At 59.4% G+C, this 23,023-nt stretch carries 26 protein-coding genes, 1 tRNA gene and 1 pseudogene; 16 read left to right on the top strand and 12 right to left on the bottom strand.

What is annotated here, in order from left to right:
- Nucleotides 1–98: 98 nt before the first annotated feature.
- The gene (locus BMH52_RS10140) at nucleotides 99–572 is read right to left on the bottom strand and encodes a peroxiredoxin (RefSeq protein WP_072434353.1); all 474 of its coding nucleotides are present in this window, start codon (nucleotides 570–572) and stop codon (nucleotides 99–101) included.
- Between the two features lie 10 nt (nucleotides 573–582).
- Nucleotides 583–1,143, bottom strand: a complete 561-nt coding sequence (locus BMH52_RS10135; RefSeq protein WP_003189463.1) for a glycine cleavage system protein R — start codon at nucleotides 1,141–1,143, stop codon at nucleotides 583–585.
- A gap of 262 nt (nucleotides 1,144–1,405) precedes the next feature.
- On the opposite strand from BMH52_RS10135, the gene dapA reads away from it, so the two are divergent.
- The 5 genes from dapA to BMH52_RS10110 all read left to right on the top strand — a co-directional run bounded on the left by dapA (nucleotide 1,406) and on the right by BMH52_RS10110 (nucleotide 5,094).
- Nucleotides 1,406–2,284 carry a 4-hydroxy-tetrahydrodipicolinate synthase gene (dapA, locus tag BMH52_RS10130; RefSeq protein WP_014717368.1) on the top strand — a complete coding sequence of 293 codons (879 nt, stop codon included), beginning with the start codon at nucleotides 1,406–1,408 and terminating at the stop codon, nucleotides 2,282–2,284.
- Nucleotides 2,285–2,301: 17 nt separating this feature from the next.
- Entirely contained in the window at nucleotides 2,302–3,417 is a 1,116-nt protein-coding gene (gene bamC / locus BMH52_RS10125) for an outer membrane protein assembly factor BamC (RefSeq protein WP_014717369.1), read from the top strand.
- Nucleotides 3,418–3,421: 4 nt separating this feature from the next.
- Complete coding sequence (locus BMH52_RS10120; RefSeq protein WP_014717370.1) at nucleotides 3,422–4,180, top strand: MBL fold metallo-hydrolase; 759 nt, start codon at nucleotides 3,422–3,424, stop codon at nucleotides 4,178–4,180.
- Nucleotides 4,181–4,207: 27 nt separating this feature from the next.
- Nucleotides 4,208–4,921, top strand: coding sequence for a phosphoribosylaminoimidazolesuccinocarboxamide synthase (gene purC / locus BMH52_RS10115; protein WP_005786030.1), 714 nt, complete (start codon nucleotides 4,208–4,210; stop codon nucleotides 4,919–4,921).
- Nucleotides 4,922–5,004: 83 nt separating this feature from the next.
- Nucleotides 5,005–5,094: transfer RNA gene (locus BMH52_RS10110), tRNA-Ser, on the top strand.
- A 95-nt stretch (nucleotides 5,095–5,189) separates the two neighbouring features.
- On the opposite strand, the pseudogene BMH52_RS10105 reads toward BMH52_RS10110, so the two are convergent.
- A pseudogene (locus BMH52_RS10105) lies at nucleotides 5,190–5,483 on the bottom strand (type II toxin-antitoxin system RelE/ParE family toxin).
- Nucleotides 5,473–5,712 (bottom strand): type II toxin-antitoxin system RelB/DinJ family antitoxin, encoded by a 240-nt coding sequence (locus BMH52_RS10100; protein ID WP_020301039.1) that lies wholly within the window; start codon nucleotides 5,710–5,712, stop codon nucleotides 5,473–5,475. The pseudogene BMH52_RS10105 and the gene BMH52_RS10100 overlap by 11 nt, the downstream one beginning before the upstream one ends.
- A gap of 406 nt (nucleotides 5,713–6,118) precedes the next feature.
- On the opposite strand from BMH52_RS10100, the gene BMH52_RS10090 reads away from it, so the two are divergent.
- Nucleotides 6,119–6,373, top strand: coding sequence for a DUF6124 family protein (locus tag BMH52_RS10090; RefSeq protein WP_019818461.1), 255 nt, complete (start codon nucleotides 6,119–6,121; stop codon nucleotides 6,371–6,373).
- 73 nt (nucleotides 6,374–6,446) lie between these two features.
- Here the strand turns inward: BMH52_RS10090 and BMH52_RS10085 are convergent, their stop codons facing one another.
- From BMH52_RS10085 to BMH52_RS10070, 4 genes are all read right to left on the bottom strand, one after another.
- Nucleotides 6,447–7,673: an MFS transporter gene (locus BMH52_RS10085; RefSeq protein ID WP_073843549.1), complete on the bottom strand. Its 1,227-nt coding sequence runs from the start codon at nucleotides 7,671–7,673 to the stop codon at nucleotides 6,447–6,449.
- Nucleotides 7,674–7,918: 245 nt separating this feature from the next.
- The gene (gene nadS / locus BMH52_RS10080) at nucleotides 7,919–8,206 is read right to left on the bottom strand and encodes a NadS family protein (RefSeq protein ID WP_014717446.1); all 288 of its coding nucleotides are present in this window, start codon (nucleotides 8,204–8,206) and stop codon (nucleotides 7,919–7,921) included.
- Nucleotides 8,207–8,208: 2 nt separating this feature from the next.
- The gene (locus BMH52_RS10075; protein WP_032903171.1) at nucleotides 8,209–8,523 is read right to left on the bottom strand and encodes a type II toxin-antitoxin system RelE/ParE family toxin; all 315 of its coding nucleotides are present in this window, start codon (nucleotides 8,521–8,523) and stop codon (nucleotides 8,209–8,211) included.
- A 106-nt stretch (nucleotides 8,524–8,629) separates the two neighbouring features.
- Nucleotides 8,630–9,571 (bottom strand): LysR family transcriptional regulator, encoded by a 942-nt coding sequence (locus BMH52_RS10070; protein WP_014717448.1) that lies wholly within the window; start codon nucleotides 9,569–9,571, stop codon nucleotides 8,630–8,632.
- A 157-nt stretch (nucleotides 9,572–9,728) separates the two neighbouring features.
- Here BMH52_RS10070 and BMH52_RS10065 point away from each other — a divergent pair, with 157 nt between their 5' ends.
- The 3 genes from BMH52_RS10065 (at nucleotide 9,729) to BMH52_RS10055 (ending at nucleotide 13,407) form a co-directional block, all read left to right on the top strand.
- On the top strand, nucleotides 9,729–11,045 hold the full coding sequence (locus BMH52_RS10065; RefSeq protein ID WP_073843547.1) for an MFS transporter: 1,317 nt from the start codon (nucleotides 9,729–9,731) through the stop codon (nucleotides 11,043–11,045).
- 11 nt (nucleotides 11,046–11,056) lie between these two features.
- Entirely contained in the window at nucleotides 11,057–12,289 is a 1,233-nt protein-coding gene (locus tag BMH52_RS10060) for a Zn-dependent hydrolase (RefSeq protein WP_038449430.1), read from the top strand.
- A 65-nt stretch (nucleotides 12,290–12,354) separates the two neighbouring features.
- Entirely contained in the window at nucleotides 12,355–13,407 is a 1,053-nt protein-coding gene (locus BMH52_RS10055; RefSeq protein WP_073843545.1) for a histone deacetylase family protein, read from the top strand.
- Between the two features lie 18 nt (nucleotides 13,408–13,425).
- Here BMH52_RS10055 and BMH52_RS10050 read toward each other — a convergent pair whose 3' ends face one another.
- Both BMH52_RS10050 and BMH52_RS10045 read right to left on the bottom strand, forming a co-directional pair.
- Complete coding sequence (locus BMH52_RS10050) at nucleotides 13,426–13,779, bottom strand: type II toxin-antitoxin system RelE/ParE family toxin (RefSeq protein ID WP_019818451.1); 354 nt, start codon at nucleotides 13,777–13,779, stop codon at nucleotides 13,426–13,428.
- A complete protein-coding gene (locus tag BMH52_RS10045) occupies nucleotides 13,776–14,180 on the bottom strand; it encodes a type II toxin-antitoxin system ParD family antitoxin (RefSeq protein ID WP_081088297.1) in 405 nt (134 codons plus the stop codon). The genes BMH52_RS10050 and BMH52_RS10045 overlap by 4 nt, the downstream gene beginning before the upstream one ends.
- A 210-nt stretch (nucleotides 14,181–14,390) precedes the next feature.
- Here BMH52_RS10045 and BMH52_RS10040 point away from each other — a divergent pair, with 210 nt between their 5' ends.
- Nucleotides 14,391–15,293 (top strand): LysR family transcriptional regulator, encoded by a 903-nt coding sequence (locus BMH52_RS10040; protein WP_020301045.1) that lies wholly within the window; start codon nucleotides 14,391–14,393, stop codon nucleotides 15,291–15,293.
- Here the strand turns inward: BMH52_RS10040 and BMH52_RS10035 are convergent.
- Complete coding sequence (locus BMH52_RS10035; RefSeq protein WP_073843543.1) at nucleotides 15,285–16,043, bottom strand: substrate-binding domain-containing protein; 759 nt, start codon at nucleotides 16,041–16,043, stop codon at nucleotides 15,285–15,287. The genes BMH52_RS10040 and BMH52_RS10035 overlap by 9 nt on opposite strands.
- Nucleotides 16,040–17,347 carry an MFS transporter gene (locus BMH52_RS10030; RefSeq protein ID WP_014717456.1) on the bottom strand — a complete coding sequence of 436 codons (1,308 nt, stop codon included), beginning with the start codon at nucleotides 17,345–17,347 and terminating at the stop codon, nucleotides 16,040–16,042. The genes BMH52_RS10035 and BMH52_RS10030 overlap by 4 nt, the downstream gene beginning before the upstream one ends.
- A gap of 197 nt (nucleotides 17,348–17,544) precedes the next feature.
- Between BMH52_RS10030 and BMH52_RS29270 the strand changes: the two genes are divergently transcribed.
- The 6 genes from BMH52_RS29270 to BMH52_RS10005 all read left to right on the top strand — a co-directional run bounded on the left by BMH52_RS29270 (nucleotide 17,545) and on the right by BMH52_RS10005 (nucleotide 23,018).
- A complete protein-coding gene (locus BMH52_RS29270; RefSeq protein WP_014717457.1) occupies nucleotides 17,545–17,691 on the top strand; it encodes a hypothetical protein in 147 nt (48 codons plus the stop codon).
- Nucleotides 17,692–17,901: 210 nt separating this feature from the next.
- A complete protein-coding gene (locus tag BMH52_RS10025) occupies nucleotides 17,902–18,624 on the top strand; it encodes a GntR family transcriptional regulator (RefSeq protein ID WP_014717458.1) in 723 nt (240 codons plus the stop codon).
- The gene (locus BMH52_RS10020; protein WP_073843541.1) at nucleotides 18,621–19,409 is read left to right on the top strand and encodes an SDR family oxidoreductase; all 789 of its coding nucleotides are present in this window, start codon (nucleotides 18,621–18,623) and stop codon (nucleotides 19,407–19,409) included. Before BMH52_RS10025 ends, BMH52_RS10020 begins: the two co-directional genes overlap by 4 nt.
- 66 nt (nucleotides 19,410–19,475) lie before the next feature.
- Nucleotides 19,476–20,408 carry a 3-keto-5-aminohexanoate cleavage protein gene (locus tag BMH52_RS10015; protein ID WP_019818448.1) on the top strand — a complete coding sequence of 311 codons (933 nt, stop codon included), beginning with the start codon at nucleotides 19,476–19,478 and terminating at the stop codon, nucleotides 20,406–20,408.
- 79 nt (nucleotides 20,409–20,487) lie between these two features.
- Nucleotides 20,488–21,834, top strand: a complete 1,347-nt coding sequence (locus BMH52_RS10010) for an MFS transporter (protein WP_019818444.1) — start codon at nucleotides 20,488–20,490, stop codon at nucleotides 21,832–21,834.
- Between the two features lie 260 nt (nucleotides 21,835–22,094).
- Entirely contained in the window at nucleotides 22,095–23,018 is a 924-nt protein-coding gene (locus tag BMH52_RS10005) for a LysR substrate-binding domain-containing protein (protein WP_014717462.1), read from the top strand.
- The last annotated feature ends 5 nt before the right edge of the window (nucleotides 23,019–23,023 follow it).

The raw sequence follows: 23,023 nt of genomic DNA, 5'->3' as shown, positions 1-23,023 counted from the left end.
AGCAGATCAAGATCAAGAGCTACTCGTTTCGCATCGTGGTTACCGTGTGTGCTACAGCCCACAAAGTTGTGTAGATACCTATCCTTATCGAGGCAAGATCAAGCCTTGTTCAGCGCCTGCGCTGCCGCCAAAACCGTATCAACATGCCCTGGCACTTTCACGCCGCGCCATTCCTGACGCAGCACACCTTGGCTGTCGATCAGGAAGGTGCTGCGATCCACGCCCAGGTATTCCTTGCCGTACAGCTTCTTCAACTTGATCACATCAAACAGCTGGCAGACCGATTCGTCCTTGTCGCTGATCAGCTCGAAAGGAAATGCCTGCTTGGCCTTAAAGTTTTCGTGAGACTTCACGCTGTCACGCGACACACCGAACACTTCGGTATTAGCGGCCTTGAACGCCGCGTACTGGTCACGAAAGCCCTGGCCTTCGGTGGTGCAGCCCGGGGTGCTGTCCTTGGGGTAGAAGTAGATCACTACTTGCTTACCCTTGAGGGCTGCGAGGCTGAAAGTCTGGCCGCTGGTGGCCTGGGCTTCGAAATCGGCGACGGGTTTATCGATGGCTACCGGCATGAGTCCTTCCTTACATTGGGTTCTGTGGGCGCCACGGCTCAATCAACGCGTCGAGGTTCAGGGCATCGGCGAAATCCAGGAACTGGTCGCGCAACCAACTGATCTGTACACCGGCCGGCAAGGTCACGGTAAAGGTGGCATTGAGCATGGTGCCGCCGGTTTGTGGCGCCTGGTAGGTGTCACAGGTCAGGTTTTCCAGCTCGACGTTGTGGTCGATAAAGAACTGGCACAACTCGTTGACGATGTCCGAACGGTAGGCCGAGCTGACATAGGCTACGTAAGGCAGGGCCTGGGGACGGTTTTCCAGGGCAGCACTGCGTACCACGTTGACGGTGAAATCATGCTTCTTGGCCAGGCCCGGCAGGCCGGTTTCCAGGCGCGCCAAGGCATCCCAGGAGCCAGAAATCTGCAGGACCAGCGCACTGCACTCGCCATGGCGGGTGAGGCGGGAGGTCACGACGGCGCAGCGGTTCTCATGGCTGGCGCGGCACAGGACGTTGGTCAGCTCCATGGGGTTGGCGCCGAGGGCACTGATAACAAGGAATTGTTCGCGAACTGTGGGGGTGGACATGCAGCCTTCCTAAAGCGATGAGCGGTCGATGCCGTGTGGGCGGTATCGATCAAAGGATCAAGGGTAGCGAAAAGCGTCGCCAAGGGCTAGGAGGTGGCGTTTTCATTGCGTGATCAGCCCGCTTCGGGCGGTGCTTTGGCCTAATGATGGCATTGCCCGTCGTTTAGTTGCGCCAGAACGCATCCTCACGCGGTACTTCGCTTGTACAAGCATCTTGGCGCCAGTACCATTACGGCTCTCTTTTTCCGGCAGGAGCGGTTGCATGATTGCGGGCAGTATGGTGGCACTGGTCACACCCATGGATGCACAAGGTCGTCTCGACTGGGACAGCCTGGGCAAACTGGTGGACTTCCACCTGCAAGAGGGCACCAACGCCATTGTGGCGGTCGGCACCACAGGTGAATCGGCCACCCTTGATGTGGAAGAACACATCCAGGTGATCGAATTCGTGGTCAAGCGCGTAGCGGGCCGCATTGCCGTGATCGCCGGTACGGGCGCCAACTCGACGCGTGAAGCGATCGAGCTGACCAAGAACGCCAAGAAGGCCGGCGCCGACGCTTGCCTGCTGGTGACTCCGTACTACAACAAGCCGACCCAGGAAGGCTTGTACCAGCACTTCAAAGCCATCGCCGAAGCCGTGCAGATCCCGCAGATCCTCTACAACGTACCGGGTCGCACCGCGTGCGACATGAAGGCCGAGACCGTGATCCGCCTGTCCACCGTGCCGAACATCATCGGCATCAAGGAAGCCACCGGCGACCTGCAGCGCGCCAAGGACATCCTGGCCGGCGTGAGCAGCGACTTCCTGGTGTATTCCGGTGACGACGCCACCGCTGTCGAGCTGATCCTGCTGGGTGGCAAGGGCAACATCTCCGTGACCGCCAACGTGGCCCCGCGCGCCATGAGCGATATGTGTGCCGCCGCCATCGCGGGCGATGCAGCCACCGCGCGTGCGATCCACGAAAAGCTGATGCCGCTCAACAAGACACTGTTTATCGAATCCAATCCTATTCCCGTGAAGTGGGCGCTGTTTGAGATGGGCCTGATGCCGGACGGTATCCGTCTGCCGCTCACCCGCCTCAGCGAAGCCTGTCACGAACCGCTGCGACAGGCCCTGCGCCAGTCCGGCGTCCTGGTTTAATTGAGGAAGCACTACGCATGAAGCGATTGGCCGGACTTTCCGCACTTGCCTTGATTATCTCCAGCACCAGTGGCTGCGGTTGGGTATGGGGCCCGGAAGGCTACTTCCGTGACCGCGGCAGCGATTACCTGGAAGCGCAAGCAACCAAACCGATGCAACTGCCGCCTGATGTCAATGTCGCCAAGCGCCTTGACCCGCTGCTGCCGATTCCACGCAACGTTGCCGACGACACGGTCAAGGGTGAGTACGTAGTGCCACGCCCACAGCCGATTATGTCCGTGGCCGATGCCAGCGACTACAGCCTGCAAAAAAGCGGCGACAATCGTTGGATCGTGGCTCAGCGTCCGCCTGCCGAGGTCTGGCCGGTGGCGGTGCAGTTCTTCCAGGACAACGGTTTTAGCATCGACCAGCAACGCCCGCAGACCGGTGAGTTCACCACCGCGTGGCAGCAAGGTCGCGAGCTGTCCGCCAACATGGCCCAGCGCCTGCTGGCGGGCGGTGTTGCCGCCGACAGCGAAGCTCGTGTGCGTGTGCGCATCGAGCCAGGCGTGCAGCGCAACACAAGCGAAGTCTATGTGGTCAGCGCCGAGCGTCCTGCAGGCAGCACAGCCAACGTCGATTTCACTCCACGTTCGGTCAACACGGGTGTTGACGCCGCGCTGGTCGACGAAATGCTCGCCAGCATGAGCCGTATTTCCGAGAAGGGCGGTTCCGTATCCTTGCTCGCCGCCCGTGATTACGACACCCCTAGCCGCGTCAGCCTCACCGAAGACGGCAGTGGCAACGTCGTGCTGAACCTGGGTGAAGACCTCGACCGTGCCTGGGCCAGTGTTGGCCGCGCGTTGGAGCAGGGCCCTTGGCGCGTTGAAGACATCAACCGCAGCCTGGGCCTGTACTACATCAACGTGGCTGAAAAGGCTGAGAAGAAGGACGACGAGCCAGGTTTCTTCGGCAAATTGTTCGGCAGCGCGCCTACCAAGGAAGAGATCGAAACCCGTGCCGAGCGTTATCAGGTTCGTTTGAGCAAGGTGGGCGAAAGCGTGCAAGTCACCGTCGAGAAGAACATCAACACCGTCGCGCCAGCTGAAACAGCGCGCAAAGTGTTGGGCGTGATTCAAGACAACCTGGGCTGATCCGATGCGTTTTGCCGTTCTCGGCAGCGGTAGCCAAGGGAACGGTACGCTGGTCGCCCATGATGACACGTATGTGCTGGTCGATTGTGGTTTCTCGTTAAGAGAAACCGAGCGACGCCTGCTGCGCCTCGGTGTTCACCCGGCGCAGTTGAGCGCGATTCTAGTGACCCACGAACATGCCGACCACGTGCATGGCGTGGGTTTACTGTCTCGGCGCTACAATCTGCCGGTGTACATGAGCCGCGGCACGTTGCGCGGGATGCGCAAACCCATCGAGCCGGCAGGTTTTCTGGCTGGTGGCGAGCAACTGCAAATCGGTGCCCTGAGCATCAATGTCGTCGCGGTTGCCCACGATGCCCAGGAGCCGACGCAATACGTATTCAGTGACGGTGAGCGGCGCTTCGGTGTGCTCACCGACCTGGGTTCTTATTGCGCCAAGGTGCTGGAGGGTTACCGGGACCTCGATGCCTTGATGATCGAGTCCAACCACTGCCGAGACCTGCTGGCACGCGGTCATTACCCTTACTTTCTCAAGCAACGGGTGGGCGGCGAGCTGGGACATTTGAACAACCACCAGGCCGCATACCTGGTGTACGAGTTGGGCTGGCAAGACCTGCAACATCTGGTCCTGGCTCACCTCAGCAGCAAGAACAACCTGCCGACGCTTGCCCGGCAATGTTTTGTCGACACCCTAGGGTGCGACCCGGACTGGCTGCAACTGGCCGATCAAGATTCAGGGCTCGACTGGCGACACATCGCCTAGCCCACCTTACTCAAAGCGGAGCCCATCATGGAAAAACGTGAAGAACTCTACCGCGGCAAAGCCAAGTCGGTGTACAAGACCGACGACGCCAACCGCCTGATCCTGCTGTTTCGCAACGACACCTCGGCGTTCGACGGCAAGCGCATCGAACAACTGGATCGCAAAGGCATGGTGAACAACAAGTTCAACGCCTTCATCATGCAGAAGCTCGAAGCGGCCGGTATCCCGACCCAATTCGACAAACTGCTGGGCGACAACGAGTGCCTGGTCAAGAAGCTCGACATGATCCCGGTGGAATGCGTCGTGCGTAACTACGCCGCCGGCAGCCTGGTCAAGCGCTTGGGCGTGGAAGAGGGCCTCAAGCTCAACCCTTACACGTTCGAACTGTTCCTGAAGGACGACGCCAAGGGCGACCCGTTCATCAACGAATCCCACGTCGTGGCGTTCGGCTGGGGTACCGCTGAGCAACTGGCGCGCATGAAGGAGTTGTCCCTCAAGGTCAACGACGTGCTGACCAAGCTGTTCGACGACGCCGGCCTGTTGCTGGTGGACTTCAAGCTCGAATTCGGCGTATTCCACGACGGCTCCATCGTCCTGGGCGACGAATTCAGCCCGGACGGCTGCCGCCTGTGGGACAAGGACACCAAGAAGAAGATGGACAAAGACCGCTTCCGCCAAGGCCTCGGTGACGTGATCGAAGCCTACGAAGAAGTCGCCAATCGTCTCGGCGTACCGCTGTAATCGACGCAAGCATCTGATAGCACGGAAAAAAATCACCTTTGGGGTTTGCTTCCGCGAAACACACTGTTATGATGCGCGCCGTTGGAGAGATGCCAGAGTGGCCGAATGGGACGGATTCGAAATCCGTTGTACCTTCACCGGTACCTAGGGTTCGAATCCCTATCTCTCCGCCATTACATAGAAAAAGCCCCGCAGCTGAATAAGCTGCGGGGCTTTTTCATTTCCAGTCTTTATCAGCGACTGCTTCAGGGATATTTTCCAGTCCTGCCTAACGCTGATCAAGGCGCTCAGACGCTTTGCGATAAGCCTGATCACGCTCACGTTTATCAACGGCGACCACGAACACCGCAATTTCCTGATCGATCACTTGATACACCAGCCTGTACCCGCTACTACGCAGTTTGATCTTGTAGCAGTCAGGCAGGCGATGTAGGCGATTAGCCTCAATACGTGGGTTGTTCAGGATTTCGACCAGCTTCTTTTTGAGTTGCTGACGGAGGGTGTCACCGAGCTTTTGTCATTCTTTCAATGCACGCGCATCAAAATCAAGGCTATAGGTCATCCAAAGAAACCCTTACGCGTTGAGGCGATGCAAGACGCTCACGTACGGTCGCCATCAAGGCTTCATCCTCTTCAGTCATCAGCACAGGCTTAAATGGCAACTGGCCGCGCTCGGCAACATATTGCAACGCCTGGCGTATCAGTTCGGAAGGGGTGACACCAAGTTTCTCCAGCTCCAGGTAGGCGCGAGTTTTCAAGTCGTCATCGATACGAATGTTGATAGATGCCAAGGGATAGCTCCTTGTGTAATGACGTTGGTCATTACATTGGAGCAATCGGGTTTCATTGGCAAGTTTGTCTGGACATACGGCAGTCGCTCTCATCTGTTGATCCTACTTTTTGGCCGTCGGCTTTGCCGGGCGCTTTTTATCGGTTTCTTTCACCGTTTCCCTTGGTCTTTTCTTCGCCTCTTGCTCGGTTACGTATTCACCTGTGACCGCATCGCGATATCTCGTTGGCATATCAGCACCCTTGACAGTATGTCGCCACGGCGGCGACTTTTTGAGACTAGCTCGCAGGCTTATGCACACAAGGTTCCCGGTGGAGATTCTGGTTACCAAGCTTTGCCGAAACAGGTGCTTACGTTGTGCAGGTTCGGCAGTTTTCGTGCAGGGTTGCGTTGGCTGGGGTTACATCATGAATAAGATCACCGCTGATTCTACCGAAGGGCATGCACGCAAAATCTTTTGCGTAGCCGATGATGTCGGCACCGAAGAAACCCTTATAAACGCCACCGAAACCCTCTCATCCGCCCTTCAATCCGCCTACCAATGCGCCGAAGATCCAGTCAGCACGCAGTCGCCCGTGATCATGGCCCTGGCTCAATTGATCGAGAACGCGCAAGCCTTGGTGGATGCTGTCCTTGAGCGTGATTTCCCCACGGCCAAATAAATACCTGCTCCCTGAAACGAAAAAAGCCTGCTGAGCTCAATGCTCAGCAGGCTTTTTTGCGCCTACAACCCGGTCAGGCTGGCTGCGTCACCAGGCTATTACTCACCTTGCGTCCCAACACCAGCACGGTCGCAAATCCGAAACCCACCAACACCGTGGCCAGGCTCAACAACACCGAGCTGCCCATCTGGTCGACGATCCGCCCGCCAAAGAACGAGCCCAGGGCAATGATCACCTGAAACAGCGCCACAAACAGCGGCATGCCGCGTTCTACATCCTTGGGCGCCACGACGAACATCCAGATGCTCGCGCAGGCCGGGAAAGCCCCGAAGGCGAAGCCCCACAGGGCGATCAGCATCGCCGCGCCGGTCATGCCGGTGGCGAAGTAGGGGAACAGCGCGGTGCTGGTGCCGATCATCAGTGCGACCAGCAACAGGGTGTTGCGTACGCTGCGGTTGGCGGCAAAGCCGGCGAAGATATTGCCCAGCACCCCAGCCACGCCATACAGCAACAACAGCGAGCCAATCGTCGGTCCGTCGAAGCCGGAGCTGTGTTTAAAGAACGGTGCGACATAGGTGTATGCGGCAAAGTGTGCGAGACCGATCAGCAGCACGGCGATCAACCCGACCCGTGCTTGTGGGTTGATAAACAAAGCCGGCAGGTCACGGATCTGAATGGCTTTCTCCGGGGTGAGTCGCGGCAGCAGGAAGATCTGCGCCAGCAGTACCGGAATGCCCACCAACGCCGTGACCAGGAAGGTCATGCGCCAGCCCATCAGGCCGCTGAGCCATGTACCTACCGGCACGCCCAACACGGTGGCCAGGGTTACGCCCATCATGATGATCGAGGTGGCTTTCGCAACCCCCACGCCTTTGGGCGCCAGCCGCCCGCTGAGGGCAATGGCGGTGGCCCAGAAGCCGCCGATGCTGATGCCGAGCAATACGCGGCCGAACAGCAGCAGGCTGAAATCGGTGGCAAAGGCCACCACCGAGTTGGCGATGATCATCACCAGTGTCAGGCCAATCAGCAGGTAGCGACGGTCCATGGCGCCAATGCTGACCGACAGAAACGGTGCGGCGAGGGCGGCCATGATGCCGGGTAATGTGACCATCAATCCGGCGTGACCGGCACTGATACCCAGGTCGCTGGCGACGTCGTTGAGTACGCCCACCGGCAGGAATTCACTGGTCACCAGGGCAAAGGCACCCACGGCGACCGAAAGAATCGCCAGCCACTGCTGTTTGACGCTTTGTTGATTATGTTCGGGAAGGCCGTTAGAGGCCTGGCTCGCGCTTGGCATGGTGTGGGATTCCAAGGTGAAAGTCGCCTGAGGTCAGACGCAGGAGAGGGAAGCTGGGGGCGATTATAGGAATCAGTGTTGGCAATCGAGCAGGCGCTCGTTTCGATAGTAATCATCAGTGCTATCGATGTGAGGTTTTTGAAGAGTCCTCACTCAGCATCACAAACGAAAAAGCCCGAAGTTGAGTCAGCTCCGAGCTTTTCCGGTTATGACGATGTTTAAGGTGCAGGGGGGGGAGTTTTATTTTAGCTAGCCAGCGCGTTCAGTACATGCACCGGGTCGTTATGGATAGCTTTCAACAACGCCTTTGCCGGCCCAGTAGGTTCGCGACGACCCTGCTCCCAGTTGCGCAACGTACCGAGCTGAACGTCAATCAGCGCTGCGAATTTAGCCTGGGTCAGCCCTGTTGCCTTACGGATCTCTTTAACTCGCATTGAGTCGACATGAAATTCACGGGATGGCTCCCGTTCTCCGCGCAGGATCTCGTTCATCTCTTGAACGCTTTCCATCAATTCATCAAAAAGTCGGCTCATAGCTATCTCCAGTGCTCAATCGCAGCCTTCAGTGACTTGCGTTCGTCGGCGCTCAAGTCCTGCTGTTCATTTTTGGGATAGATCATCAGTAAAACAATCTGTGATGCCGAGGCGAAGTGGTAATAGATCACACGTGCCCCGCCTCGTTTACCATGGCTCTTGGCTGCTACTCGTATTTTGCGGATACCGCCCGTACCCTCAATCACATCGCCTGCAGCGGGATTCACTACAAGCACGTTCTGAAAGGCCGTGTAGGCATCTTCGTCGATCAATTCTTTAACGCGACGTGTGAAGACCGATGTCTCAATGAAAATCATCGCTAATGTACGCCATTGGCTTAGTTCGCTGCAATCCTAGCCGTGCGCGCTTCGGTGCGCATCCGGTGAGTTGTAACTGCTTTTTGGCGCACTCGGATGCGGCCAATTATGTTCTGGCCAACCGCTCCAAAAGGCACTCAATAAACACCCCCTCCGCCCGACTCATCTTCTGCTCCCGGTTCCAAAGCACGTGAATATCCACATCCGCAATGCCCTCATCCGGCGGCAGCCGCCAGAGCAGCCCGTTCTGCACATCTTCGGCCACTACATGCACTGGCAGGCATCCCAGGCCATACCCGGCAATCACCAGGCGCCGCACTTCTTCCAGGCTGGATGACGACGCCACAATCCGCCCGCCGAACCCTTGCTGATCACGGAAAATAGTCAGCGGCGAGAGCATCCCGCCAATCTGGTCGCTGGTAAAGCTCACGAAATTTTCCGATTGCAGATCCCCTTCGACCAAACCTGTACGTCCGAACAATGGGTGGTGTTTCCCACAAAAAAATGCATAACGCTGACGCAGAAACAGATGCTGTTCCAGGCGCGGTTGTGGCCGGCGGTTGAGGCTGAGCCCCAGGGTCGCGGTTTTTTCCAGCAGGGCGGCAACGATGTCGGAGCTGCGCATCACTTCGACCTCCAGGTCTACCCGTGGGTGCTCGCGATGAAAGCCTGCGAGAAAGTCATCGAAAGTGTCGGAATTAATCCGGCTGATCATCAGCAAGCGCACTTTGCCGATCACTTCATCACCCGGCTTTTGCAGGGCGTTGCTCATCTGCGAAACCTGGCCGTACATCTCCCCGGCAATGGCGAAGATCTGTTCACCCGCCTCGGTGAGTACGAAGCGCGGGCCACGGCGCAGGATGAGCTGGCAATCCAGCTGTTCTTCCAGGCGCTTGAGCGCCTGGCTGATCGCCGGTTGCGTCAGATGCAGGCGGGCAGCAGCGCGGCTGATGCTCAGTTCCTGGCCGATCACGCGGAAGGTGCGCAGCAGGTTCCAGTCCAGGCGGTCGTTGAGCAGGGGGTGAATATCGCGGCGGGATTCGGGCATGGCATCGCTCGATAATAAGCAGTTTTTATAATTAAGATAATAAATAGAAAATTGACTAATCATAGCCCCAGGCCGAAAAATCGGGCTTAACGAGCGCCACCAGAGCGCACTGGTTTGATCTTCTCCTGCCAAAAAAATAACCAAAGGAGCCAGCCCCATGAAGCCTTCCGCTTCGCCGCAGCCTCGCCGTGCCGCGGCCGCCGCCTTTATCGGCACCATGATCGAGTGGTACGACTTTTACATCTATGCCACCGCCGCCGCGCTGGTGTTCGGTCAGCTGTTCTTCCCTTCCGACGATAAACTGTTCAGCACCATGGCCGCGTTCGGCACCTTCGCCGTGGGCTTTTTCGCACGGCCGTTGGGCGGCATCGTGTTTGGCCATATCGGCGACCGCATCGGACGCAAGAAGTCCCTGGTGATTACCCTCGTGATGATGGGCGTGGTGACGGTGTGCATCGGCCTGTTACCGACCTATGCGCAGATCGGCGCTGCCGCGCCAGTGCTGCTGATCCTGTTGCGAGTGGTGCAGGGCATCGCGGTCGGCGGCGAGTGGGGTGGGGCGGTGTTGATGGCCGGGGAACATGCGCCAAGGGGGCGACGTAACTTCTTTGCATCCTTCGCGCAGTTGGGCAGCCCGGCCGGTTTGATTCTGTCCTTGCTGGCGTTCAGCGCCGTCACTCGTCTGCCGGAAGAAGACCTGCTCAGTTGGGGCTGGCGCCTGCCGTTCCTGGCCAGCGCCTTACTGCTAGTGGTCGGCCTGGCGATTCGCCTGGGTGTGAACGAGTCGCCGGAGTTCCTTGAAGACAAGGCCCTGGCGGAAAAGGCCCGTGCTATTAAAAAGGACCAAGCCCCCGTCCTGGAAGTGCTGAAGACCGCTTGGCGCCCGCTATTGCTGTGCATTGGCGCCAATACGTTGGGGATTGCCGGCGTGTATTTCACTAACACCTTCATGATTGCCTACAGCACTCAGCAATTGGACCTACCGCGATCGCTGATCCTGGAATGCCTGTTCTTCGTTGCCATTATCCAGTTCTGCGTTCAGCCATTGGCCGCCTGGGTGGCGGAGAAGGTCGGCGCTACGCGGTTCCTGTGCGCCATGTGTGTACTGGCAATGGCTTCGCCGTATCCGATGTTCGTCTTGGTCAGCAGCGGCCAGGCGCCCTTGATCATCCTCGGCATTGCCTTGGCGGTGGTGTGCATGGCGTCGTTCTACGCCGTCATCGCAGGTTTTGTCAGCGGCCTGTTTGAAACCCGTGTGCGCTACACCGCGATTTCCCTCGCCTACCAGGTATGCGGCGCGTTGGCCGGTGGTTTGACGCCGCTGATCGGCACCTGGCTGGCTCATCAATACCTTGGCCAATGGTGGCCGATGGCAGTGTTTTACAGCGTGATCGCGGCGGTCTCGTTGGTGTGCGTGCTGGCCTTGTCCCGCCGCCACGCCACGGCTCACCGCCTGGAAATGGCACACAGTTGAGGGAGTCAGTAATGTTGAAGATTAATGGCGAGCGCCTGTGGCATAGCCTGATGGACATGGCCGAGATCGGCGCGACGGCACGCGGTGGCAGCTGCCGTCTGGCATTGAGCGCTGAAGACAAGGCCGGTCGTGAGCTGTTCAGTCACTGGTGTACAGCCGCTGGCCTGACGTTGAGCGTCGACGCTATTGGCAACCTGTTCGCCCGCCGCGGCGGCACCGATAAGGACGCAGCCCCTGTGATGATGGGCAGCCACCTGGATACCCAGCCCGAAGGCGGACGCTTCGATGGGGTGTACGGCGTGTTGGCTGGCCTGGAGGTGATCCGCAGTCTCGACGACCACGGCATCCAGACGCGCAAGCCGTTGGAAATTGCAGTGTGGACCAACGAGGAGGGCGCCCGTTTCACCCCGGCCATGCTGGGCTCGGCGGTGTTTACCGGCACGCTCGCCCTGGATAAGGCACTGGCCACCGCCGATGTAGACGGTATCAGCGTGAACGAGGCGTTGCGCACCACCGGCTACAACGGTGAGCGCCCGTTGGGTGGCGCAGTGGATGCGTATTTCGAAGCGCATATCGAGCAAGGCCCGATTCTGGAAGACAACGCCAACAGCATCGGCGTAGTCACCGGTGGTCAAGCGATTCGCTGGCTTGATGTACGGGTCGAAGGCATGGCCGCGCACGCCGGGACCACGCCGATGCCGTTGCGTAAAGATGCGCTGTACGGCGCGGCGAAAATGATCCAGGCCCTGGAAAACCTCGCTGCCGATTTTGCCCCGCAGGGCCTCACCACTGTGGGTGAACTGAGCATCGCCAAGTCGTCGCGCAACACCATTCCCGGCTTGCTCAATTTTACCGTCGACCTGCGCCATCACCGCGACGCCGACATCGACGCCATGGAGCAGCAAGTGCGTGCACGCCTGCAGGCTATCGCTGACCACCGTGGCCTGAGCGTCACCATCACGCCTCACTGGATCAGCCCGGCCACGCCGTTCGACGCCGAGTGCGTGGCTTGCGTGCAGGCTGCGGTGGACGGCTTGGGCTACAGCCAGCAGACCATCGTCAGCGGTGCCGGCCACGATGCGATTCACCTGGCGCGCTATTGTCCCACCGCCATGATCTTCATCCCCTGCGTTGGCGGCCTCAGCCACAACGAAGCCGAAGATGTCTTGCCCGACGATGTGCGCCAGGGCACCGATGTATTGCTTAACGCCGTCTTGAAACGCGCCGGGCGCGTTCATGTCTGAAGGCTGACGCCATGCCCATAGGCAAGTCAGCTCCCACAGGTTTTGTGTTTATCCAGGAGCAACTCATGAAGGCGTTTTTCCACCCCGAACAACTCCTGCATCACCCACGTAGTTACTACTCCCGCGGCCAGATGCGCACGCCCCAGGAGGTTCCCGAGCGCGCGCGCAACCTGTTGCTGGCTGCGCAAACCCTGGGCTTCGATATCCAGCAACCGGCCGACTACGGTCTGGATCCGTTGCTCGCCGTGCACGGCGGCGACTACCTGGCTTTTCTTCAAGAAGCTCACCAGCGCTGGAAAGAAATCCCCGAAGACTGGGGCGACGAAGTCATGTCCAACATCTTCGTGCGTGAACCTAATGCCTTGCGCGGCATCCTGGCCCAGGCGGCACGCTACCTGGCCGATGGCAGTTGCCCCATCGGTGAGTTGACCTGGCGCTCGGCTTATTGGTCAGCCCAAAGCGCCATCGCCGCAGCGGGAGACATCCTCGATGGCGCCCCTGCCGCCTACGCCTTGTGCCGGCCCCCGGGCCATCACGCCCGCTTCGACGCGGCCGGTGGCTTCTGTTACATCAACAATGCGGCCGTGGCTGCGCAAGCACTGCGCCAAGGTTTCCAGCGTGTCGCCGTGCTCGATACCGATATGCATCACGGCCAAGGCATCCAGGAAATTTTCTACGACCGCGACGACGTGCTGTATGTGTCGATCCACGGCGACCCGACCAACTTCTATCCTGGCGTGGCAGGCTTTGCCGAGGAAAAAGGCGGTGGCGCCGGCGAGGGGTATAACCTCAACCTGCCGATGCCCCATGGTGCCAGCGAAGCGGTGTTCTTCGAAAAGCTGGAGCAGGCCCTGGCAGCGGTGAAGGACTTTTCGGCGGATGTGCTGGTGTTGTCACTGGGCTTCGATATCTACGAGCTGGACCCACAAAGCAAAGTCGCGGTGACGCGGGAAGGCTTTGCGCGGTTGGGAGCCCGCATCCGCGCGCTGGGGTTACCCTGCGTGATCGTGCAGGAAGGCGGGTATCACTTGGAAACGTTGGACAGTAATGCCCAGGCGTTTTTCGGTGCACCAACGGCGTGGAACGCGCTATCAGGCCCTTCACTAAAGGGTGATTGAACGCTAAAAGCCTGCTGATCAGTTTTCAGCAGGCTTTTCAGCCCTTGTCGGGTGTTCGTTCTCATCTGCATGCAACAACGCCGTGTAGTCTTGCCCGCCGTAAAACACCCCCACTATCGATACCGTTTTGAAGTCAGGCTTCACCCTGAACGCAATAATGGTGCTGCTACGATAGTGAGTGATGCGCAAGTCTTTCAGCAGGTTGTCACGGTGCATGCCGCGCAAGGGAAACAGGGCAAGGCTTTCGCAGTAGCTGACAAGATTGTCGATAAAACGCACCGCTACAAGAGGGGAGCCCACATCGCTGATGTAGTCTTCGAGGGCATCGAGCTGCGCCAAGACCTCGGGCGAAAAAACTACCGAGTAGCTCACGCTTGCCCTGTGCCTTTGCCCCGTCGTCTGGCGGCCATATGTTCGCGGACCTGTTCTGGCGATAACCCAAGCTCAGGCTTCGCCTCAAGGGCGGTCGCTGCTGGGATGACTTCGTCTCTGAGCCAATCTTCCATGGCACGATCACGCGCCAGCAACGCCCGCAGGCCATCGCGAATCACTTCACTTTCGCTGGCATATTCGCCAGCAGCCACCTTGGCTTTGACCATGGCAGCCATTTCAAGGGGCAAGGTGATGCTCATTTGCTGGGTTGAGCGCATGGGGTTATCCGCCAGGGTTGAGTAGGATTCAATCCTACTCGACCATTGGCGCGATGCAAGAAGCAACTGATCGATGCCGATGCCCGGCGCCTCGTCGTCCATCCAGAAGGGGTAGGTTTCCATGAGTTGCTACGTCTCCAGTTGTGTAGGTCAGGCCCCAAGTATTGACCCGTTTTGGCGATCGCGTGGCCGCAGGCGGCCGATAACTTGCTGATATGTATGACTTCATATGTGTAACAGGATGATCTCGGCAAACCGTCTCGGCATACATGGCGTCCCACCGGCTCCCATACGATAATGCTTGTCACCTCGACCACCTTTGGCCAGCCTCCCGTGATCATCAACTTCGACCTCAACGACCTCCAAGCCTTCCGCGCCGTGGTGGACAAGGGCAGTTTTCGTGGCGCTGCCGAGGCCATCCGTATCTCGCAACCGGCCCTCAGCCGGCGTATCGAAAAGCTCGAATCCGCGCTGGATGTAAAGCTGTTCGAACGCACCACGCGGCGGGTCAGCCTGACCATGGTCGGGCGTGCGTTTTTGCCCCAGGTGGAGCGAATGCTCGATGATCTGGACATCGCCTTGATGGGCATCAGCAACGTCGCGTCCACACGCATGGGCAACGTCACCATCGCCTGCGTGCCGTCTACCGCGTACTACTTCATGCCCCACGTGATCTCCGAATTCCATAAGCTGTACCCGAAGATTCGCCTGCGGGTGTTGGATGCCAGTGCCGGCGAGGTGTGCAATGCGGTGGCCAGCGGCGAGGCGGACTTTGGTGTGAGTTTCAGCGGCAGCCTGGCCGATGAGGTGGAATTCGAGTTGCTGTTGCAGGAGCGCTATGTGTTGGCGTGTCGGCGTGACCACCCGTTGGCTGAGCGTGACAGCGTGAGCTGGACCGAGGCCTATGAGCATGACTACATCGAGGTGGATAAGACGTCGGGCAACCGCTTCCTGCTCGACCAGGCCCTGCGAGGGGTGCGGGTGAAAAAGCCGAGTATCTGCGAGACGCACCACGTGACCACGATGATCGGGCTGGTGGAGGCAGGGTTGGGCGTAGCGATGGTGCCGTCGATTGCGATGCCGGCGCACACTCACCCGATTCTGGTCAGTGTGCCGCTGGTGGAGCCCCAGGTGCTGCGCAATGTGGGCTTGATCAAGCGCCGCGGGCGGACATTGCCACCGGCGGCGCTGGAGTTGGAGCGGTTGGTGCGGGAGATGCCGTTCCGGTCAGCGTGACACCGAGTCCAGGCCGGTGGATTGCACCTCTGGCTGGGCCTCGGGCGATGCCATGAACTGCAACAGCGCCTTGGCCTGCTCCGGGTGTTCGGCGTTCACCGGAATGCCCGCGGCAAAGCGCGTCACCGACTGCACGTCTTCCGGTATCTTGCCCACAAACGTTACACCCTTGACTGGCAACAGCTCCGCCACTTGTTGCAAGCCGACCTCGTAATCGCCCTTGGCCACCTGCTCGCCCACCGGCACGCGTTCGATCATGGTGCCCTTGGCCGGCATGCCGAGTTTCTTGAACAATTGCTTCTCGACATACACGCCGCTGGCGCTATCCGAATAGGCCACCGACTTGGCTTGGCTCAGCACAGCCTTGAGCTCGGCGTCGGTATTGATCGAAGGTTTGGCCGCACCTTCCTTCACCACCAGGCCGATCCGCGAGTCCGCCAACTCCACGCGGGAGGCGGGGTCGACTTTGCCTTGTTTGATCAGTTCGTCCAGGGCATAGCCGACCATGATCACCACATCGGCGTGCTCGCCACGGGCCAGGCGGTTGGGAATCGCTTCCGGCGCCTTGCCCATGGACGGGCCAAGAATGGTCTCGAGGGTGTCACCACTTTGCTCGGCGTATTGCGGGCCGAGCAATTTATACGCGGCGGTGAAGCCGCCCGAGGTCATGACTTTGAGTTGCTCAGCCTGGGCGGCCAGCGCCAGGGTGCCGAGGACGACAGCGGCGAGGGTCTTGAGCAGCGGCTTCATTGCGCGGCCTCCTGCAGGACTTGGCCACGGGTATTGGCGCGGCGATACAACGCCAGGGTCGAACACAATGCACACAGCGCGGCAAAGATCATCCAATACGCAGGTGAAGCCTTGTCTTCAGTGATGTGAATGAACCAGGTGGAGATCGCCGGGGTAAAGCCACCGAACACTGCTGTCGCCAGGCTGTAGGCCAGGGAAAAACCCGCCACACGCACTTCCACCGGCATGATTTCAGTCAAGGCCGGGATCATCGCGCCGTTATACATGCCATACAGGAACGAGAACCACAGCAGGGTTTCCAGCATGTGCGCAAAGCTTGGTGCGTTGACCACGTAGGACAATGCCGGATAAGCCGTAAGGACAGTCAGCACTGTCATGGCAATCAGCACCGGTTTGCGGCCGAAGCGGTCGCTTAACGTGCCGCCGATTGGCAGCCAGAAGAAGTTCGAAATCGCGACCAGCAAGGTCACCAGCAGGGCGTCCGAGGTGCTCAGGTGCAACACGGTTTTGCCGAAGGTCGGTGCGTACACAGTGATCAGGTAGAACGCGGTGGTGGTCATGGCCACCATCAGCATGCCGCCGATGACCACGGTCCAGTTCTTCACCAGGGTCGCCATCACTTCACGCATGGTCGGGCGATGCTTGCGGTTGGCGAACTCTTCGGTTTCCTGCAGGTTGCGACGCAACACGAAGATAAACGGAATGATCACGCAACCGACGGCAAACGGAATACGCCAGCCCCAATCGGCCACCACCGCAGGTTCCATCCACACGTTCAGGCCATAACCCAGGGCCGCGGCGACGACGATGGAGATCTGTTGGCTGCCCGACTGCCAGCTGGTGTAGAAGCCTTTACGGCCCGGCGTAGCCATTTCGGACAGGTACACCGACACGCCACCCAGCTCCGCGCCGGCCGAGAAGCCTTGCAGGAGGCGCCCCAACAGCACCAGAAACGGTGCCCATAGGCCGATGGTCTGATAACTGGGCACCAGTACGATCAGCAGCGTACCGCTGGCCATGATCGACAAGGTCACGATCAAGCCTTTGCGACGGCCCACGTCGTCGATGTAGGCACCCAGAATGATCGCGCCCAATGGACGCATCAGGAAGCCAGCGCCGAACACGGCGAAGGTCATCATTAATGACGCAAACTCATTAGCGGCCGGGAAGAACGCGGCAGCGATATAGGTGGCATAGAAACCGAACAGAAAGAAGTCGAACTGTTCGAGGAAATTGCCCGAAGTAACGCGCAATACAGCGCCTACTTTGGAGGGGGCAGCCGCAGGCCGGGAAGGGGTCGTCATGGTTTTGTGTCTCCAGCGTTCTTTTTAAAGTGCTTGTTTCGCTTAAGACTTGGGATAGTGGCTGACACATTTAGAAATGATAAGTGACTAATTTGGATGAATTGATGCGTATTTGCTATCAATCTGGGCCGGCTTCAAAACAGCCTGCTGTGTTCTATGCTTGAAGCTGTATCCAATTCTTATGGGCGCAGACCTTTATGGGGAACGAACAGAAGCAGCACCACGAGCCGGAGCGTGAAGAGCATCGGCAGAAGCCTGAAGAAGAAAAGCCGCAAACCTGGAAGCATCCGGACGACGGCACCGAGCTTTCCGAGCGTGACCAGGAGCGTCCGCTCAAACCCTGAGTAACAGGTCAAACGCGGTCAAATTGTGGGAGCGGGCTTGCCCGCGATGGCGGTGTGTCAGTCAACCAATATGTGACTGACCCACTGCATCGCGGCCAGGCCCCCTCCCGCATGTCTATGTGCTCACGCTCATTGGCGGGAAATCATTTGACATATTTGATTTGTGATCACATATTGAGGCCATAACAACCACAACACAGGTTTTGCCTCATGACCGATGGTCCGCTCCTCCTGCCCACCTTGCGTCAGGTGTCCCGCGATACCCTGCAAGACCAGGTCTACCGCCAGATCCGCGAAGCGCTGATGAGTGGCCGTTTCCAGCCTGGCCAGAAACTCACCATCCGTGGCCTCGCCGAAGCGCTCGGCTCCAGCCCCATGCCGGTACGTGAAGCGTTGCAACGCCTGAGCGCCGAAAACGCCTTTGAAGTCACCGAAACTTCCCGCCTGCGAGTGCGTTTGATGACCGCTGAACGCTTGCGTGAAATTCGCGACACGCGGGTAGCCCTTGAAGGCTTGCTGGCGGAAAAAGCCGTGCTGCTCCTGCAAAAACACGACCTCGACGAAATCACCGATCTGTGCAACCAGATGCAACACGCCGCCGATGAGGTCGACGTATCCCGCTACCTGTGGACCAACTTCGCCTTTCACCGTCGCATTTATGCAGTGGCCCAGGCCGAATTGACCATGGCAGCGGTGGAGAATTTCTGGCTGCACATGGGGCCGTGTTTTGCCCTGGTCGCCCCCGATAAAGCCCACCTGCAACGTTCGATGGAAGCGCATACGCGCATCGTTGAAGCCCTGGCTGCCCGCGATGGCGCCGGCGCGCGGGCAGCGGTGACCGACGACATCATGCAGGCCGCCGATTCCCTGGCGCGCTTGCTCGTCAAAAACGACCGTGCGCGGTCGTCTGTATCAGGAGGTAAACGTGCATGAGTGTCCTACAACGGCTACAGCCTTATCCTGGGTTACGTGTGTTGATTTCCGGCGGGGCTGCCGGCATTGGTGAAGTGTTGGCCGCGGCCTATATGGAAGCCGGCGCCCAAGTGCATGTGTGTGATGTGAGCGAGCCGGCGCTGGCGGCGTTTCGGGATAAATACCCTGGCAGCGTCGCGACCCGCGCCGATGTCAGCGATGCCGCGCAGGTCCAGGCGGTATTCAAGGTGCAGCGCGAGCAGTTCGGCGGTTTGGACGTATTGGTCAACAATGCCGGAATTGCGGGGCCTACGGGAGGTATCGACACCATCAGCGACGCCGAGTGGCAAGCCACCATCAACATCAATCTCACGGCCCAATACCGCTTTGCCCACCACGCAGTACCGCTGCTCAAGGAATCGTCCCACGGCCATTTGCTGCATATCGCCTCGGTGGCGGGGCGGCTAGGCTACGCGTGGCGTACGCCCTATGCGGCGACCAAATGGGCCATTGTCGGCCTGATGAAATCCTTGGCTTCGGAGTTGGGCGAGAGCGACATCCGCGTCAACGCCTTGCTGCCCGGCATTGTCGAAGGCCCGCGCATGGACGGTGTGATCCGCGCCCGCGCTGAGCAACTCGGCGTACCCGAAGCTCAGATGCGCCAGGAATACCTCAACAAGATCTCCCTCAAGCGCATGGTCACCGCCGAAGACGTGGCTGCCATGGCCTTGTTCCTCTGTTCGCCCGCCGCACGCAACGTGACCGGCCAGGCGATCAGTGTCGACGGTAACGTCGAGTACCTGTAAGCCACGCAAGCACATATCGCGCTGCACCCAGGATTTTTTTCATAAGAATAAAGTCGGAGAATCGTCATGCCCAAAAATCGCCCTGTCATCATTACCTGTGCTGTTACCGGCGCCATTCATACGCCGTCGATGTCACCGCATTTGCCCATCACCGCGCAGCAAATCGCCGACGCAGCCATCGGCGCCGCCCAAGCTGGCGCGGCCATTGTGCACTTGCATGCCCGTGACCCGATTGATGGGCGCCCTAGCCAAGACCCGGCGCTGTTCGCCGAATTTTTGCCGCAGATCAAGGCGGCCAGTGACGTGGTGATCAACATCACCACCGGCGGCGCGCCGACTATGGGCGTGGAGGAGCGCCTGCAACCGGTGATGCAGTTCAAGCCGGAATTGGCCTCGTTGAACATGGGGTCGATGAATTTCGGGCTGTACGAAATGCTCAACCGCTTTACCGAGTTCCAGCACGATTGGGAACGCCCGTATCTGGAAGAGAGCGACGACCGGATCTTTCGCAACACCTTCCGCGACATTGCCCACATCCTCAATGCCTGTGCCGATAACCGCACCCGCTTTGAAATCGAGTGCTACGACATCGGCCACCTCTACACCGCCGCGCATTTCCTGGAACGCGGCCTGCTCAAACCACCGCTGTTTATCCAGTCGGTGTTTGGTCTGCGTGGCGGCATCGGTGGGCACCCGGAAGACCTGGCGCACATGCGGCGCACTGCCGACCGCCTGTTTGGCGATGACTACGTGTGGTCGATCCTCGGTGCCGGGCGTGGGCAGATCCCGCTGGCGACCATGGGCCTGTCCATGGGCAGCAACGCACGGGTGGGCCTGGAGGATTCGTTGTGGGACGGGCCGGGCAAGCTGGCGGCTTCGAATGCCGACCAGGTACGGCGCATTCGCACGGTGATCGAGGCTCTCGGCCACCGCGTCGCCACGCCCGATGAAGCGCGGGAAATCCTCGGGCTCAAGGGGCGTGACCAGGTCAATTTCTGATCCCGTTTATTTATCGACAAAAAGGCCGCGTCATGACGTGGCCGACATTCCCGCACAACAACAATAAGGGGATCACACCATGCGTATCGAAGTGCCCAAGCACGTCAAGACCGGTTCACCCCGTGAACCGCAGGCCCTCAACAGACTGATGTTTGCCAAGTTGATGCCACTGTTGATCATTGCCTACATTCTGAGCTTTCTGGATCGCACCAACATCGCCCTGGCCAAGCATCACCTGGACGTCGACCTGGGTATTTCTGCCGCCGCCTACGGGTTGGGCGCCGGACTGTTTTTCCTGACCTATGCACTGTCAGAAATCCCCAGCAACCTGATCATGCACAAGGTTGGAGCGCGGTTCTGGATCGCCCGCATCATGGTGACCTGGGGCCTGATCTCTGCGGCGATGGCGTTTGTGCAGGGCGAAACGTCGTTCTACGTATTGCGCCTGCTGCTGGGTATTGCCGAAGCCGGTTTATTTCCCGGTGTCATGCTGTACCTGACCTACTGGTTCAACCGCGAACAGCGGGCGCGCGCCACCGGGTATTTCCTGCTGGGCGTGTGCTTTGCCAACATCATCGGTGGCCCTGTGGGCGCGGCTTTGATGCGTATGGACGGTATGCTCGGCTGGCACGGCTGGCAGTGGATGTTCCTACTCGAAGGCCTGCCCGCCGTGGCGTTTGCCTGGGTGGTGTGGCGCAAGTTGCCGGACCGTCCGAGCAAGGCGCCGTGGCTGTCGGCCGAAGAAGCACGCGGTATTGAACAGCGTATCGCCCAGGAAACCGAGGAAGGTGCGGGGGCGGGCGGCCATGCGTTGAAAAACTGGCTGACGCCGCAAATCCTGCTGGCGATCTTTGTGTATTTTTGCCATCAGATCACCCTCTACACCGTGATCTTTTTCTTGCCGAGCATCATCAGCAAATACGGCGAGTTGAGCACCATGAGTGTCGGCCTGCTGACCTCGTTGCCGTGGATCGCGGCGGCACTGGGTGCGGTATTGATCCCGCGTTTTGCGACCACGCCCGGGCGTTGCCGCCGGCTGCTGGTCACTGGGTTGCTGACCATGGCATTGGGGCTGGGCATTGCGTCGGTGTCGGGGCCGGTGTTCAGCCTGTTGGGTTTTTGCCTGTCTGCAGTGATGTTTTTTGTGGTGCAGTCGATCGTGTTTCTCTACCCGGCCTCGCGCCTCAAAGGCGTGGCCTTGGCGGGAGGGCTGGGGTTTGTGAATGCGTGCGGGTTGTTGGGCGGCTTTGTCGGGCCGTCGGTGATGGGCGCCATTGAGATGAGCACGGGCAATGCCATGAACGGCTTGAAAGTCATTACCGTGGTGTTGGTGGTGGCTGCGTTGTCGGCTTTACGCCTGCGCCAGGGCCAGGAAGCGTCTCACACCAGCAACGAAGTGGGGAATCCGGAAGCCAGCACCAGGTAAACCAGCACCGCCGCCAGGCACAAGCCGACAAATGCGCGCAGCAGTGTCCTGGCGGTGGGGTGCACAATGAATTTGATGGCCCAGAGCAAAGCCCCACTGAGCAGGACGCTTAAGGCGAAAATGACCAGCACAAGGGGGTACCTGCAACCTTCAAGACCTGATTTATAGTCCCAAACCCGTTTATTGAACAGTGCGCACATAGACGCAGCCCCGCAGCCTTCCTAAACTGCCGCTTGTCTTGGGCAAAGGGGCAGGCGCCGATGAATCGCAATGAATTACGCAAGGCCGACATCAACTTGATGGTGGTCTTCGAAGCACTGATGCTCGAGCGCAATGTGACGCGGGTGGCGGAGAAGCTGTTTCTCGGCCAACCGACCATCAGCTCGGCCCTCAACCGCCTGCGTACCCTGTTCAACGACCCACTGTTTATTCGTGTCGGCCATCGCATGGAGCCTACGGCGCGCGCCGAGGAGATCATCCAGCACCTGTCGCCAGCCCTGGACTCGCTGTCTTCGGCCCTGAGCCTGACCCATGATTTCGACCCGTCCATCAGCACCATGACTTTCCGCATCGGCCTGTCCGATGACGTGGAGTTCGGCCTGCTGCCACCCTTGCTGCGCGCCTTGCGCCAGGAGGCGCCGCAGGTGGTGTTTGTGGTGCAGCATGTGGATTACTGGCGCATTCCGGACTTGTTGGCTTCCGGCGATATTACCGTCGGCATCACCCAGACCCGCGGGCTGCCGGCCAATGCCAAGCGCAAGCTGTTGCGGCACATCCGCCCATGCCTGCTGCGCGCCGATGCCTCGGACACACCGCTGACCCTCGACGAATATTGCGCACGGCCCCACGTGCTGGTGTCCCACACCGCCAACGTCGCCGGGTTTGCCGATGAGTGGCTGGCAGAAGTGGGTCGCAAACGTCATGTGGTGCTCTCGGTGCCGCAATACAGCTCGTTGCCGGCCTTGCTTGCCGGCACCGACATGATCGCCAGCCTGCCCGATTACACCGCCCAGGCCATGGCTGCCAGCGGGAACCTGTTCTGCGAGCCGTTCCCGTTCGAAACCCCGACTCTGGATTTGTCGATGGTGTGGCTCAGCCATGTCGACACCGACCCGGCGGAGCGCTGGATGCGCTCGCGGCTGGAGGCATTCATGAGTGATAGAGGGCTGGTGGCCAAGGCTTGAGGTGT

This window comes from Pseudomonas sp. BTN1, from assembly GCF_001907715.1.
GTDB lineage: Bacteria > Pseudomonadota > Gammaproteobacteria > Pseudomonadales > Pseudomonadaceae > Aquipseudomonas > Aquipseudomonas paracarnis.
The sequence above is the reverse complement of the archived record's forward strand: the minus strand, read 5'-3'. Positions and strand labels throughout refer to the sequence as shown.